Annotated in this window: 19 protein-coding genes and 1 riboswitch; of the genes, 14 read left to right on the top strand and 5 right to left on the bottom strand. The window is 43.3% G+C overall.

Going from position 1 to position 13,275, the window contains the following annotated elements; translation table 11 throughout:
- Nucleotides 1-177 precede the first annotated feature (177 nt).
- The 5 genes from V8G47_RS18985 (at nucleotide 178) to spoIIID (ending at nucleotide 4,346) form a co-directional block, all read left to right on the top strand.
- Nucleotides 178-1,074, top strand: coding sequence for a M23 family metallopeptidase (locus V8G47_RS18985; protein WP_336201453.1), 897 nt, complete (start codon nucleotides 178-180; stop codon nucleotides 1,072-1,074).
- A gap of 291 nt (nucleotides 1,075-1,365) precedes the next feature.
- Nucleotides 1,366-1,548: a hypothetical protein gene (locus tag V8G47_RS18980; RefSeq protein WP_061808920.1), complete on the top strand. Its 183-nt coding sequence runs from the start codon at nucleotides 1,366-1,368 to the stop codon at nucleotides 1,546-1,548.
- A gap of 24 nt (nucleotides 1,549-1,572) precedes the next feature.
- Nucleotides 1,573-1,875 (top strand): DUF4212 domain-containing protein, encoded by a 303-nt coding sequence (locus tag V8G47_RS18975; RefSeq protein WP_336201451.1) that lies wholly within the window; start codon nucleotides 1,573-1,575, stop codon nucleotides 1,873-1,875.
- Between the two features lie 32 nt (nucleotides 1,876-1,907).
- Complete coding sequence (locus V8G47_RS18970; RefSeq protein WP_061808922.1) at nucleotides 1,908-3,575, top strand: sodium:solute symporter family protein; 1,668 nt, start codon at nucleotides 1,908-1,910, stop codon at nucleotides 3,573-3,575.
- 510 nt (nucleotides 3,576-4,085) lie between these two features.
- A complete protein-coding gene (spoIIID, locus tag V8G47_RS18965) occupies nucleotides 4,086-4,346 on the top strand; it encodes a sporulation transcriptional regulator SpoIIID (protein ID WP_034765200.1) in 261 nt (86 codons plus the stop codon).
- On the opposite strand, the gene V8G47_RS18960 is transcribed toward spoIIID, so the two are convergent.
- The gene (locus V8G47_RS18960; RefSeq protein ID WP_336201450.1) at nucleotides 4,343-4,600 is read right to left on the bottom strand and encodes a hypothetical protein; all 258 of its coding nucleotides are present in this window, start codon (nucleotides 4,598-4,600) and stop codon (nucleotides 4,343-4,345) included. The two genes, spoIIID and V8G47_RS18960, sit on opposite strands and share 4 nt — an antisense overlap.
- A 228-nt stretch (nucleotides 4,601-4,828) precedes the next feature.
- On the opposite strand from V8G47_RS18960, the gene V8G47_RS18955 reads away from it, so the two are divergent.
- The 6 genes from V8G47_RS18955 to V8G47_RS18930 all read left to right on the top strand — a co-directional run bounded on the left by V8G47_RS18955 (nucleotide 4,829) and on the right by V8G47_RS18930 (nucleotide 9,117).
- Complete coding sequence (locus V8G47_RS18955; protein WP_261749309.1) at nucleotides 4,829-5,839, top strand: rod shape-determining protein; 1,011 nt, start codon at nucleotides 4,829-4,831, stop codon at nucleotides 5,837-5,839.
- Between the two features lie 46 nt (nucleotides 5,840-5,885).
- A complete protein-coding gene (locus V8G47_RS18950; protein ID WP_336201449.1) occupies nucleotides 5,886-6,728 on the top strand; it encodes a flagellar hook-basal body protein in 843 nt (280 codons plus the stop codon).
- A gap of 56 nt (nucleotides 6,729-6,784) precedes the next feature.
- A complete protein-coding gene (locus tag V8G47_RS18945; RefSeq protein ID WP_336201448.1) occupies nucleotides 6,785-7,624 on the top strand; it encodes a flagellar hook-basal body protein in 840 nt (279 codons plus the stop codon).
- A 15-nt stretch (nucleotides 7,625-7,639) separates the two neighbouring features.
- Nucleotides 7,640-7,915, top strand: coding sequence for a DNA-directed RNA polymerase subunit beta (locus tag V8G47_RS18940; protein ID WP_336201447.1), 276 nt, complete (start codon nucleotides 7,640-7,642; stop codon nucleotides 7,913-7,915).
- Nucleotides 7,916-8,218: 303 nt separating this feature from the next.
- Nucleotides 8,219-8,653: a 3-hydroxyacyl-ACP dehydratase FabZ gene (fabZ, locus tag V8G47_RS18935; protein ID WP_060672841.1), complete on the top strand. Its 435-nt coding sequence runs from the start codon at nucleotides 8,219-8,221 to the stop codon at nucleotides 8,651-8,653.
- A gap of 164 nt (nucleotides 8,654-8,817) precedes the next feature.
- Nucleotides 8,818-9,117, top strand: coding sequence for a hypothetical protein (locus V8G47_RS18930; RefSeq protein WP_034765207.1), 300 nt, complete (start codon nucleotides 8,818-8,820; stop codon nucleotides 9,115-9,117).
- A gap of 34 nt (nucleotides 9,118-9,151) precedes the next feature.
- On the opposite strand, the gene V8G47_RS18925 is transcribed toward V8G47_RS18930, so the two are convergent.
- On the bottom strand, nucleotides 9,152-9,742 hold the full coding sequence (locus V8G47_RS18925; protein ID WP_336201446.1) for a class D sortase: 591 nt from the start codon (nucleotides 9,740-9,742) through the stop codon (nucleotides 9,152-9,154).
- A complete protein-coding gene (locus V8G47_RS18920) occupies nucleotides 9,714-10,052 on the bottom strand; it encodes a helix-turn-helix domain-containing protein (protein WP_336201445.1) in 339 nt (112 codons plus the stop codon). Before V8G47_RS18920 ends, V8G47_RS18925 begins: the two co-directional genes overlap by 29 nt.
- Before the next feature lie 622 nt (nucleotides 10,053-10,674).
- Nucleotides 10,675-10,797: riboswitch (cyclic di-GMP riboswitch) on the top strand.
- A gap of 31 nt (nucleotides 10,798-10,828) precedes the next feature.
- On the opposite strand from V8G47_RS18920, the gene V8G47_RS18915 reads away from it, so the two are divergent.
- Nucleotides 10,829-10,966, top strand: a complete 138-nt coding sequence (locus V8G47_RS18915) for an anti-repressor SinI family protein (RefSeq protein ID WP_336201444.1) — start codon at nucleotides 10,829-10,831, stop codon at nucleotides 10,964-10,966.
- Nucleotides 10,967-11,000: 34 nt separating this feature from the next.
- Here V8G47_RS18915 and V8G47_RS18910 read toward each other — a convergent pair whose 3' ends face one another.
- Nucleotides 11,001-11,321 carry a helix-turn-helix domain-containing protein gene (locus V8G47_RS18910; protein ID WP_336201443.1) on the bottom strand — a complete coding sequence of 107 codons (321 nt, stop codon included), beginning with the start codon at nucleotides 11,319-11,321 and terminating at the stop codon, nucleotides 11,001-11,003.
- A 109-nt stretch (nucleotides 11,322-11,430) separates the two neighbouring features.
- On the bottom strand, nucleotides 11,431-11,871 hold the full coding sequence (locus tag V8G47_RS18905) for a YwpF-like family protein (RefSeq protein WP_336201442.1): 441 nt from the start codon (nucleotides 11,869-11,871) through the stop codon (nucleotides 11,431-11,433).
- Between the two features lie 269 nt (nucleotides 11,872-12,140).
- Between V8G47_RS18905 and V8G47_RS18900 the strand changes: the two genes are divergently transcribed.
- Both V8G47_RS18900 and V8G47_RS18895 read left to right on the top strand, forming a co-directional pair.
- Nucleotides 12,141-12,515 (top strand): single-stranded DNA-binding protein, encoded by a 375-nt coding sequence (locus V8G47_RS18900; protein ID WP_336201441.1) that lies wholly within the window; start codon nucleotides 12,141-12,143, stop codon nucleotides 12,513-12,515.
- 23 nt (nucleotides 12,516-12,538) lie between these two features.
- Entirely contained in the window at nucleotides 12,539-12,712 is a 174-nt protein-coding gene (locus V8G47_RS18895) for a hypothetical protein (protein ID WP_336201440.1), read from the top strand.
- Nucleotides 12,713-13,275 lie beyond the last annotated feature (563 nt).

Genomic DNA, 13,275 nt, shown 5'->3' with positions numbered 1-13,275 from the left:
CCGAAATTTCCTTATCATCATTCCATAGTTTCGAAGTTTGCCACATTTTTTTCGAGAAAAATTCAACAACCATACATAATCCTCCCCACTTTGTCGAAACATAAGAAATTAAAATTTTTTTCCGGATGTGTATATATTTTCAGAATTCTGTTCAGAATGATTGCTGAGGTGATGAAAATGAGAGAGGAAGAAAAGAAACAACCTTCTCAAAACTTTTTGAAAAGACGTTGGGCATACCCAGCAATCTATTTAGCAAGTGCAGCAATCATTATCACGGGGATTCTGTGGTACCAGGCAGGAAATGATGTAAACGAGAAAGCCAAGGATTACAGCTATGATGGAGTTCCTACTGACAATGAGTTCAACCAGCCTGCAGAAGAAGTCAATCGTTCATTGGAAAACTTTGTAATGCCTGTTTCAAGCCCTGAAGATACAGTGATCGAAAAACAATTCTACGACACTGAAGCTTCAGCTGAAGAACAGGAAGCTGCCCTAGTCGTGTATGGAAACATGTACTACCCGAACCAAGGAGTCGACATCTCCAAAGATGGAAAAGAATTCGATGTTCTGGCTGCCATGAGCGGTACAGTCACAAAGGTTCAGGAAGATTCCTTACTTGGTAACACGATTGAAATCGAGCACAGCAAAGGCATCGTGACTCGCTATCAATCAGTGAAAGATTTTGAAGTCGCTGTTGGAGATGTAGTCGATCAAGGACAAGCCATTGCGAAAGCAGGAAAGAGCTTATTCAATGAAGAAGCCGGCGTTCACGTACACTTTGAAATTCGTAAAGCGGATGTAGCCGTGAATCCAATGGAATACTTCAATAAGTCTCTTGCCACACTTCAAGAAGCACAGCTTGAAGACAAGAAAGTTTCAGGTGAACAGCCGGATGCTGCAGCTGCAGAAGAAAATGCCGTAGAAGACCAAGCTAGCGAAAACAAAGCTACTGAGGACAAAGCTACTGAAGAAAAAGACGCAGCTGAAGAAAACAAGTCAACTGAAGAAAAACAGGATCAGGCCAAGCCGAAACAAGAAAGCAAAGACAGCGCTGACGTAAAAGACGAAGAGTAACACATATAAATGAAGGCTGACCGAATGACCGGTCAGCCTTTTTGCTTGTCCAAAAAAATTTCCTTGGAAATTCGACAGAGAGGAAGGTTTACTGGAAAAACATTTCCACTTACATTCTCTTATTCAATGCATATATTTTTTGAAATATCCTTATCTCAGAAAAATGAATGATGAACCTATGTCGTACGATTGTCGTTTTTTCTTTATTGACCAGGCTTTTTCCAGTAAAGATAATGATGGCATGAATAAAATTTCAGAAAATTAAGTCTTTATAAAACAGGAGGTGAAACGTTGATCTACTTCATGCTATTTTTACTCATCACAGGAGGATGCATCATCCTTGCCCTGAGGAAGAAACGGGCATTCTTTCTGACCATACCTTTCGTGTCTTTATTCATTTATTTTATTGTGCAGATTGCCATTGTCCCGGTGCCGTTTTTTGAAACAGTGAAATTTATTTTCAGTTTAAAATAATGAGCTTGAAAAGGGGTTACGTACATGAAGAAGATTGATAGAGCGAAAGCCGATCAGTATTTCAAAGAAAAAAATCGATACATGGCCTTGTACTTAGTCATCTGGCTCCTTTCCTCCTTTGGTGTCGTGCTGTTTGCCGAAAGCTTCTCCACCTTTACCATTAACGGATTTCCGTTCCATTATTTCATGGGCGCACAAGGTTCGATCGTCATTTTCATTGTTTTGCTTTACGTGAATGCAAAGGTGAGTGACGGAATCGATAAGAAATATGGACTGGATGAAAGCCGGAATGAGCAGATCAGCTATGGGAAAACGCTGGATCATTAATCAAATAGAGAAGAACTAGGGGGAAAGAATGAATGGATACTCAGTTTATCGTATCGACGTCTATTATACTGTTGACGTTTGCGTTATATATCGGAATAGCAGTTTATAACAAAGCGAAAGCCACATCAGACTTCTATGTGGCCGGTCGCGGGGTGCCGCCGATTTTCAACGGGATGGCGATCGGGGCAGACTGGATGAGTGCGGCATCATTCATTGGACTGGCCGGTACTGTCATGATCCTCGGTTATGACGGCCTTGCCTATATCATGGGTTGGACAGGGGGATATTTATTATTGACCTTCCTGCTTGCCCCTCAGCTCAGGAAGTATGGACGGTATACGGTGCCGGAATTCATCGGGGACCGGTATAACAGTCACACAGCCCGGGTCATCGCCGCGATCTGTACGATCATCATCAGCTTTACGTATTCCATCGGTCAGCTGTCGGGATCGGGTGTGGTCATCGGACGTCTATTCGAAATCGATGCCAAGGTCGGTACGATGATCGGGGTCGTCCTCATTGCCTTTTACGCTGCGTTCGGGGGGATGAAGGGGATTACGTGGACCCAGGTGGCTCAGTATATCGTGTTGATCATAGCGTACTTGATTCCGGTCATCTTTATGTCCCTGCAAATTACCGGGAACCCTGCCCCGTGGATATCGTACGGTGAGCTTGTCGGGAAGATCGGGGAACTCGACCGTGAGCTCGGTGTGTCGGAATACTTCGCTCCTTTTACAAACGGGACGAAGTGGCAGTTCATGGCCCTCATGTTCACGCTGATGGCCGGTACAGCGGGACTTCCCCATGTCATCGTCCGGTTCTATACGGTGTCCACGATGAAGGCGGCGCGCTGGTCAGGTGCGTGGGCACTCCTTTTCATCGGGCTTCTTTATTTATCGGCGCCAGCTTATGCGGCGTTCTCCCGGTTTATTTTGATGACAAAAGTAGCGGGAAGTAAAATCAGCGATCTCCCTGCCTGGACGGCCTCATGGGTCGACACGGGTAAACTGCAGGTGGCCGATGCGAATGGTGACGGGATCCTTCAATGGAAGGAAATCATTATTTCGAATGATATCGTCGTCATGGCCACACCGGAGATCGCGAACCTTGGTGTATTCGTCATCGGGCTTGTGGCAGCAGGTGCCATGGCCGCCGCATTATCGACGGCAGGCGGATTGATGATCGCCATTTCGTCTTCTTTTGCACATGATATTTACTACCGCGTATTCAAGCCGAATGCGACAGAGCGGAATCGTCTGGCGGTTGCACGCTGGTCGATCGTAGTGGCCACTGTCCTCGCCGGAGTGGTGGCACTGAATCCTCCAGGGGTCATTACGCAAATCGTCGCCTGGGCCTTCGCCCTGGCGTCAGGGACGTTCTTCCCGGCCCTCTTACTCGGAGTCTGGTGGAAGCGCTCCAATGCCCAAGGGGTGATCGCAGGGATGCTCGTGGGGCTCGCCGTGACCCTCACCTACATCTTCCTGGCGCGATCAGGCGTGACGCTGTTCGGAATCATTGATACAGGAGCAGGGGTGTTCGGGGCAGCATCAGCGGCCATTGCCAATATAGTCGTGTCCCTCATGACGAAAGCTCCTTCACAGAAGATCCAGGAAGAAGTAATGGATCTCCGATATCCCGAGCAGATGACCTTTAAGGACGGGGAAGTCTGGGTGGATGACGAGGTCGACTTTAAAGCATGATGGATGTAAGCCGCACCGTGGGGAAATCCCGGTACGGCTTTTCCCTGTGTTCAGAGAAAATCAGACATTTTCTCAGATTCATCGACTCATTTCTCAGGAAATAGTGAGGGAAGGGGAAACGATTCAAATGATGTCGAATGATATTGAACGGTTCGCCACGACAGATATTTTCCTTGGCTTATCCATGTGGAGGTCCGTCCCTCACACTTATTTTTCAGAAAATTCAAGCGAAACCTTGTCCTTATTGTGTTTTTTGTGCATATATGTGGGCACAAGCTAATAAAATGAAACAAACCTATCAAAACAGAGAGTGTTTGAGGTGAGGAATCGTCATTATACCATTGGTCATTAGCTGCATAAGTTGTTTATACGTTGTAACATCAGGAAGCTGCCGTCCTAAATAAGGCTTTCTGCCGCTTGCCCATGTGCAAGGGGTCTGTACTATTTCATTGATCCGAAAACGAGTCTCATTTCACACTTCTCACATCCAATTTAGGGAGGTCGAGTGGTGTGCACGATTACATCAAAGAGAGAACAATCAAGATTGGTAAGTATATCGTGGAGACGAAAAAAACTGTTCGTGTAATTGCGAAGGAGTTTGGCGTGTCCAAAAGTACTGTCCATAAAGATTTAACAGAACGACTGCCAGAAATCAATCCGGATCTCGCAAATGAAGTCAAAACCATACTTGATTACCATAAATCAATCCGGCATCTACGAGGTGGAGAGGCAACCAAGCAAAAATACAAAAAAGAAGAGCTCCACAGCTAACCAAAATACGCCAAGCCCCAGATGATGGGTTGTGCTTGGTGTGTTTTTGCGTTTTGGGGGATTGATTGTTGCTGTTGGTGTGGTTGTACCAGGTACAAATAGTAGTGGATGTACCAGGTACAAATGGCATTGAATGTACCATGTACATTTTTAGCATACCGATGATTTTGACAGCTGATTTCACCACAAAATTTACCTGTTAAAATTTCGTACATTTTCAGCAGCTGAACCCAAAAGTCCCCAACGACCATCACTTCTTAACACTCCTGTAACATCCCCCTTTAAAACACCCACCTTTTTCCAAAATAATAACAATATCAATACATTTTTTTGACAAAGAACATCGCCATTCGACATATTTATGGTAAAATAGTTAATTAGGTGAAAGTTTTACCTTAACGTTTTTGCGTAATGACATAAAGATGAAAACCATAGATGAAATACAATATTGAAATGGTAAAAGTAGAAGGGAGAAACACAAGATGTTCGCGAAAGATATTGGGATTGACCTTGGTACGGCTAATGTATTGATTCATGTTAAAGGAAAAGGGATTGTCTTGAATGAGCCATCGGTCGTGGCACTGGATAAGAATACGGGTAAGGTGCTGGCTGTTGGTGAGGAAGCGCGAAGGATGGTCGGACGTACTCCCGGGAATATTGTGGCGACACGTCCGTTGAAAGATGGAGTCATCGCAGACTTTGATGTGACGGAAGCGATGCTGAAGCACTTTATCAATAAACTGAATGTAAAAGGATTCCTATCAAAGCCTCGCATCTTGATCTGCTGCCCTACGAACATCACGAGCGTTGAGCAGAAAGCAATCAGGGAAGCGGCTGAAAAGAGCGGCGGGAAGAAGATTTATCTTGAAGAAGAGCCTAAAGTGGCGGCGATCGGTGCCGGCATGGATATCTTCAATCCGACTGGAAACATGGTCGTGGACATCGGTGGAGGAACAACGGACGTAGCGGTGCTTTCCATGGGTGACATCGTGACGAGTCAGTCCATCAAGATGGCCGGGGATAAATTTGACCACGAAATTCTGAATTATATTAAAAAAGAGTACAAGCTTCTGATCGGGGAGCGTACGGCTGAAGATATCAAGGTGAATATCGGGACGGTATTCTCTGAAACACTTGACGAAGACCGCAGGGAAATGAGCATCCGCGGACGTGATATGGTATCAGGACTTCCACGTACAATCACCGTGACATCTAAGGAAATTGAAGGGGCTCTTCGTGAGTCTGTGGCGGTCATCGTACAGGCTGCGAAAAATGTCCTTGAGAAGACGCCGCCTGAATTGTCAGCTGACATCATTGACCGCGGGGTTATTTTAACCGGAGGGGGAGCCCTTCTTCACGGAATGGATACTCTTCTTGCAGAAGAATTGAAGGTACCGGTATTGATCGCGGAGAACCCGATGGATTGCGTAGCTATCGGAACGGGATTGATGCTTGAGAACATCGATAAGATTTCAAGAAGAAGAATCGGGTAAAACACTGCGCCATCGATCCGATATAACGGTTAAGAGGTGAAAGTAGATGTTTCGAGGATTTTATACAGTAGCATCCGGCATGCTTTCTCAGCAGCGGAAGACCGAGATGCTGACAAACAATATGTCGAATGCCAACACACCGGGCTATAAAGCGGACCAGGCTTCAATGCGGGCGTTTCCTGAGATGCTGATGGACCGGATAGATTCCACATCGATCCCGACTGAAAAAAAGCTGTCGATTCCTTTTAATCAACGAGTGGGGACACTCAATACAGGTGTGTATATGCAGGAAACGATTCCTTCCTTTGTGCAGGGTGACCTTCAGGAAACGGGTCGCGGCTTGGATGTGGCGCTTCTGGATGGTTCCATGCCTGTCGACGAAGAAACAGGGATCCGTGGATCGGTGTTCCTGACGGTGGAAGGACCGGACGGCTCACCACGCTATACGCGAAACGGAAATCTGACAGTGAACGGAAACGGCTTTCTTACGACGAACAGCGGTTTTTATATGCTGGATGAAAATGGTGACCGGATTCAACTGGAAAGCGATCAATTCACGGTTGGTGAAAACGGTCAGATTGTGGTGGATGGGAATGCCGTCGCTAAACTGGGAGTGGGATACTCGGATAACCCGAACCTGCTGGTCAAGCAGGGAGATGGGCTGTTTGCCACAGAAGGCAACGCAACTCTCCCTGATGCCTATGAAGAGACCAATGTTTCGTTTGCCACCAAGCAGGGCTATCTGGAGCGCTCCAATGTCGATGCCTCCCGTACGATGACCGACATGATGTCTGCGTACCGGGCATTTGAAGCCAATCAGAAAGTGCTTCAGGCGTATGACCGGAGTATGGAAAAGGCAGCCAACGAAATCGGCCGGGTCAACGGATAGCAAGTATTGTAAATGAATTTCGTCACTGAATACCTTATAATAGGGGAGAACGTGTCATGAATCGGACGATGATTACAGCAACCAACACATTAGGCCAATTGCAGAAACAAATGGATATGATTGGACACAATCTTTCGAACGCAGATACAAACGGGTACAAGCGCCGGGATGCAACGTTCTCCGAGATGCTTGTGCGGCAGGTGAAAAATCAGAGCGTAGACAAGTTTGAAACAGGCAGGCTCACCCCTCTTGGAGTCCGGGAAGGGAACGGTGCCAAGCTTTCACAGGCACAGCTGATCTTGAATCAAGGGTCGTTGAAAGCTACAGGCCGTTCTTTGGATTTTGCTTTGACCAGCGACCGTCAGTTCTTCAAGGTGCTGGCGGCTGATGAGTACTCGAGTGCCGTGCGCTATACGAGGGACGGAGCATTCTCTGCGAGTCCTGTCGGGAACGGGGAAATGATGCTCGTGAACGGAAGCGGGTTGCCGGTTCTGGATGAGAATGATAATTATATTACATTTTCAGAGGATGCCTCTTCCTTTCAGCTAGGCGATAACGGGGTTCTGACCGTTACAGGTGCCGGCGGGGAAGAACGCTTTAACCTGGGCGTTGTAACCGTAGAGAAATCACAATTTCTTCAGCAGTATGGCGGAAACCTGTTAGGTCTGGCAGACAACCTCGATCAACTGGGTGTAACGGAAGATGAAGTCGTGACCAACGTCACGGGTGGAGCACGAACGGATATTTCCATGGTTCAGAATTCATTAGAAGGTTCGAACGTGGATATCAGCAAAGAAATGACGGACATGCTGAGTGTCCAACGATCATATCAATTCCAGGCGCGATCGATCTCACTTGCAGATCAAATGATGGGCCTTGTAAATGGGATACGCTAAAAGGAGTTAAATGCTATGAGTGAAAAAGAGCTACTGCAAGAAAAAGTGACAAGAGAATCAGTGAAAACAGAAAAAATGGCAAAGCAAAAGGACGAAACCAAGCCATCACGCTGGGTGCGTGTTCGCATGCTTCCCATCTGGCTCAGAATCCTTCTGTTCATCCTTCTTCTTGCAGGAAGCCTTGCACTTGGTGCCGTCATCGGCTTCGCAGGCATCGGCAACGGCAACGCCGCCGACGTCTTCAAAGCAGAAACCTGGCAGCATATTATTGATATAGTAGTGGAGAAATAATTTTGAGGGACGGACCTCGAAATCGTTAGCTTTTACGACAGTGAACCCTGATATAACAGGGTTTCGTTGCGGATGGAGCTTGTGATTTGAGGTCCGTCCCTCTTTTTTGATGGGGATATAGTTGTGAGCGGGGAGGGACGGACCTCGAATTTGCATCCTTTTTAGATGAAAAACGTTGATATAAAAGGATTCCCTTGAGAAATCGAGCCGATTTTCGAGGTCCGTCCCTCCCATCCTGTTGCTATTCCAACCCTGGTTTCTGTACAATAAGGTGTACATACATATTGGTAGGAGGAGTTATTCATGCTTGATATTAATGAGATTAAAGAGATTATTCCCCATCGTTATCCGTTTTTGCTGGTGGATCGGATTTTAGAGGTGGAAGAAGGCAAGAAGGCAATCGGGATCAAGAATGTGACGGCGAATGAGGAGTTTTTCAATGGTCACTTTCCTGATTACCCTGTAATGCCAGGTGTGTTGATCGTTGAGGCACTGGCTCAGGTCGGGGCTGTGGCGATGCTGAAGGTGGAGGATAACCGCGGACGTCTTGCGTTCTTCACAGGTATCGACAAATGCCGTTTCAAGCGTCAGGTGAAGCCTGGGGATCAGCTCCGGCTTGAAGTGGAGATGATTCGCTTTAAAGGACCGATCGGTAAAGGAAAAGGTGTGGCAACCGTTGATGGTGAAGTTGCCTGTGAGTTAGAGATGATGTTCGCTCTTGGTGATAAACAAGAGTGATCCCATATGGAAAACCGGGTTTGGTGTGATTGATTTCACGTCAAACCCGGTTTTTTTAACTCGAAAAAATGATTTATATGCAAGTTAATTCTTTTTCCGGGAAAGCTAACAAAAGACCAACGTAACGGTCTTACATTAACCAACATCGAAAGGAGCCATGCATCATGAGCAAAAAGTTACTATCGGTCCTTGGTGGATCTGCACTTGCCGCTTTCCTTCTTGTAGGATGTAACGCCAACCAGGAGCCTCCTCCGGAAGACGAAGCGCCAGTGGAAGAAAACGACAACATGGATGAGAATAACGACATGAACGACAACGGGGATATGAATGAAGAGAACTACCCTGAGTCAGAAGACAAGAACAAGCAAGGCGATAAAGATGCAGCGAAGGATAACAACACACCTGAAGAAGATGCTGTAGAAGATGATATTGATATGAAGGATAAGGATAATAAGGACGAGTAATGAAGAGCGCAGAGGCTATTTTAGCTTCTGCGCTTTACTCTATTCTTCGGGCATTAATGATGTAACGTTCTGTGGTGCTTGAAAGATATTCAAATGGATAACAGGTGGAAAGGGTTAAAACTTCTTGAGGAGCAGTAGACTTTAGCACAGAGAGGTCTGTTTCTTTCACGATAAGTGTTTCGTAAATCTCATATGTGTGTGTACCAGCCTTCATTTTTATTGTTAACTTGTCTCCGTTTTGAAGTGTCCCCATTTTTTTGAATACTGTATCACGGTGACCGGCAAGGAAGATCCGGTCTTGTTGATTGGGGAGTTTGGTTGTTGAGTAATGTCCTACCCCACGCTCTAATTCAGATTCGTCCGTCCCTTCAATAATTGGCATTTCCTTATTTAACTTGGATATTTGTAAAATACCGATAATGTCTCCTGGATTAAATGAATACTGGGAAGCTGGAGAATGAAGTTGATTCTTTTCTTCTAATTCAGAAATGACCGTCTGTGCTTTTGATAATGCTTTTTCTTCGTTCATATTAATAGTAATCAAAAGATAAGAAGAATAAATTAGTAAAGCACTTCCACTTACCAGTAGGCTAATACTAATTATCTTTAAAACGAGTCCTTTCAATATTGTTCACCCTTTTAAATTGAGTAAATTGAATGAATTCCAAAAATTCCTGTTTGGTCAGACCTTCCTCAATAGCCATTTTCACTAATTGTAACCAGTCATCATCTATACCAGTCCTATAGCAAAGTAAGTGATTTGATGATATGCCAAGTGCATCAGAAATTTTTTCGAGTACCTGTATACTTGGGTTTTTTTGTATCCCTCTTTCTATCGAACTTAGGTATGATTTGGAAATTCCTGATTTAGTTGAAAGTTCAATAATAGTTAACCCTCTTTTCTCCCGCAAAATTTTTATTTTATCACCTACCAATTATCTCAGTCCTTTGTTTGTTTTAATTTCATTATATAGAACAATTGGTTTTTTATAAATAACGAAATACTAAGATATTTAAAGAAATTTCCATTAAATAAGCTTGAACAATATATTTTAAAGAAATTTAAAGGTTTTAAAGGACTTTAGACTTTGGAAATAGAAATATATACTAATCAAAATGTTCTATAAAAAGAACAAATAGTAAATTTTTAACAAAAGGGAGATAAGTGAAATGTACAAAAAAATTTGCAACCGCTGTACGAGACCATCGTTTAGTAGTTCTGAGAATGGTGAATGGCTATGCCCATCTTGCGGAAATAATTTGACTGAATCCCAATTTTATAAAGCGACATTATTTCAAAATATAACTCAAAGTGAAACATCCATTAAAAAGTTAGAAAAATACAAAAATTAAAATAACTAACATCTTAAAATTCGACATTTTTTTCTAATTAACAGATAGATTCAAAAAAACCGGGATTTAATTTTGAAAAAAATGTAAAATAATAGGTATATTTGTAGTATTTAAGGGTAAAGTATTATTGTCAGAAAAGACAAAAAACAACAAGATGTTAAAAATAAATAATTTATAATGGAATTAGTTATATAAAACATAAATGTCAGATAAAGGCAAACCTATTGAAAAATGGGGACGCAAAGTCTCGGGTCTAAGGTAAAAGTTAACGTTTCACAAGAGATTGCTCTGGAGCTAACTTATTACTATGACGGCTGGATTGCCTGGAATACATATTGTATTTTGGGAGGAGAAATTTATGTCAAATCGTGAACTTGATCCAGAATGGATGGAACTCATTAAACAAGCTTTAAATGCGGGGATTTCTAAAAAGGAAATCAGGGAATTTCTCCACCAACAAAATGAAGAGATGAAGGCTAAGTACGAAGTGATTTAATATAAATAAAGTCTTGCGAATCAATCGCAAGACTTTATTTATTGTCTAATTTCCACTTATTAAATTCGATAAATTCACGGAACTGTTCTTTAGTAATTCCCGAATCCATTGCTTCTTCAGCAATCTTGAGCCATTCATGGTCAATATTTTGGTCATCCGGTTGGTCATAAAGTAAAGCATCCAAAGGAATTCCGAGAGCACTTGAAACCTTTTCAAGGAATTGAATGGATGGATTTTGTTGAAGGTTACGCTCGATAGAACTTAAATATGATTTGGCAATCCCTGCTTTTTCAGCCAATTCTGTCATGGACATTCTTTTTTCTTTTCGATATTTTTTTACTCTTTCTCCAATCATTGAGCACACCTGCCTAAGAACTTCATGTAATAATGTATAATCGCTGATAAATTAATTATAGCAAACAGCTAATTCATGCTCTATATAAAGTTTACATAATTTCGTATAATTAAACGCTCGGCTTTGCCGTTGCCGGAATCCTTGGCTTAGATACCATCTTCTCACGGAACTCCCGAACGAGCTCATCCCCGGAATAGCCTTTCTGCACCAGGTCATCAAGCAGGATCTCCGCATATTCATTCCGTTGTTTCTTCAATTTCCCTTCAAACATGATGCTGATATGTTCATCCATTTCCTTGATGCAACGGATGGAAGTCATGAAGGCAGCGGGATCATTGGCTGCATGGGAAATCACGACCTGGATTTCCAAATCGTTTTTACTTTGCTGGGCCTTTTGAAAAAATTCGATGTATTCATTCGACATATATGTTTCGACAAGCCATGTTTTCTGACCGTCTTCTTTATTGATGATCAGACCGTCCACAAGCTCAAAGTCATGCAGTTCCTCGTCCTCCAATACTTGAAGGGAAATCACTTTAAAGGTTTTCATGAACGAACATCTCCCATTTAAAGGTTTTATCAAATTATATCACAGGCCGAATTGTTTTCCCTAATACAATTGCCGGTGAAAAAAATGACGAAAGATGCAATTTTGTGTTTTTAACCATGTTTTTAATGAAAAAGGGGAAAATCTCCCTAGGCGAATTTCGGAAATTCAAGCCATTTTTGTCTCGAATTTCGGAAATTCACGATTTTACAAGAGTTGCAGTTCGGATGTAAGATGATTACACCTTAACAGAAAGGAGGAAACGAACTAAAGTGATCAACCAAGTGACCCTGGTGGGAAGGCTGACGAAAGACCCGGAAGCGAGAAAAACGATGGAAGGAAAATCAGTACTTAGCGTGACGATCGCCGTGAACCGGCCTTATAAGAACCAGCAAGGCCAAATCGATGCCGATTTTGTACTCTGTACGATTTGGAACCGTGCAGCGGATAATACGGAGAAATACTGCAGGAAGGGTTCCGTCGTTGGGGTGACGGGACGCATCCAGACACGTTACTTTGAAAATGATCAAGGAAAGCGCACCTATATCACAGAAGTCGTCGCTGAAAACGTCCGGTTCCTGGACAGTAAGCAGGCGTCCCCGGTATCTGAACCAAGCAAGAAGGAACCAATCGAGTTGCCGTTTTAATATTTTTAAAGGGAGATGGAGTTGTGGCCACACTGCAAGAACTTGAACAAAGAGTCGATCGACTGGAAAAAATGACGGAAGACTTCATTAAAAAAGTAGCAAGAGTCAATGTCGAAAACTTCTACTTATCTCAACGGGTTACAGCCCTTGAACAAGGATACGAATATCCAAACCCGGTTTTAAAAACCTCATCTTGATTCTTTATAACCCTCAACCAGATCTCATTCCATAAGCAGCAATCCAACCAACCTATAAGCAATGTCTCAAAGTCCAATGGTCACCCGCAAGATGCCCCAGATTTGCCTCATCAGACATAAACATGTGCAGCGGTAAGTAAGTGAACTATTCCCCTTTATATCTTCATATTGAGCCGGTTTCCTTGAGGGGAGGCTGGTGTTTTTTTGTTTGGTAGGATGAATTGTTTTGTAATTATATTTGGAAAAAAAGTAAATCGGAAGACGTTTTAGATTACTAGAGGTACTGGTTTCTACAGATTTTGGCGTAGATGAGACGGATTTGAGAGAAACCACGAAGCTAGGAGAGGGAATCCCTTAGTTGAACCTATTTCAGGCATTTATTTTATAAGAAAATTGGGCTGAATGAGTGTGAGTTGGTACGCTATGAAATTAATTGCGTCATTTTCTTGAGGGATCGGTTTGACCCCCTAATTACTGACGTTTTCTCCAAGGGGCTTACTTGTTCTTAGTTTTTCATTTTGTTTTTCCTTCTTCGCTTTTATGAAGAAGGAAAAACCTTTATT

The organism is Rossellomorea sp. LJF3 (assembly GCF_037046045.1).
GTDB lineage: Bacteria > Bacillota > Bacilli > Bacillales > Bacillaceae_B > Rossellomorea.
Note: the sequence above shows the minus strand (reverse complement) of the source record. Positions and strands in the feature narration are given on the sequence as shown.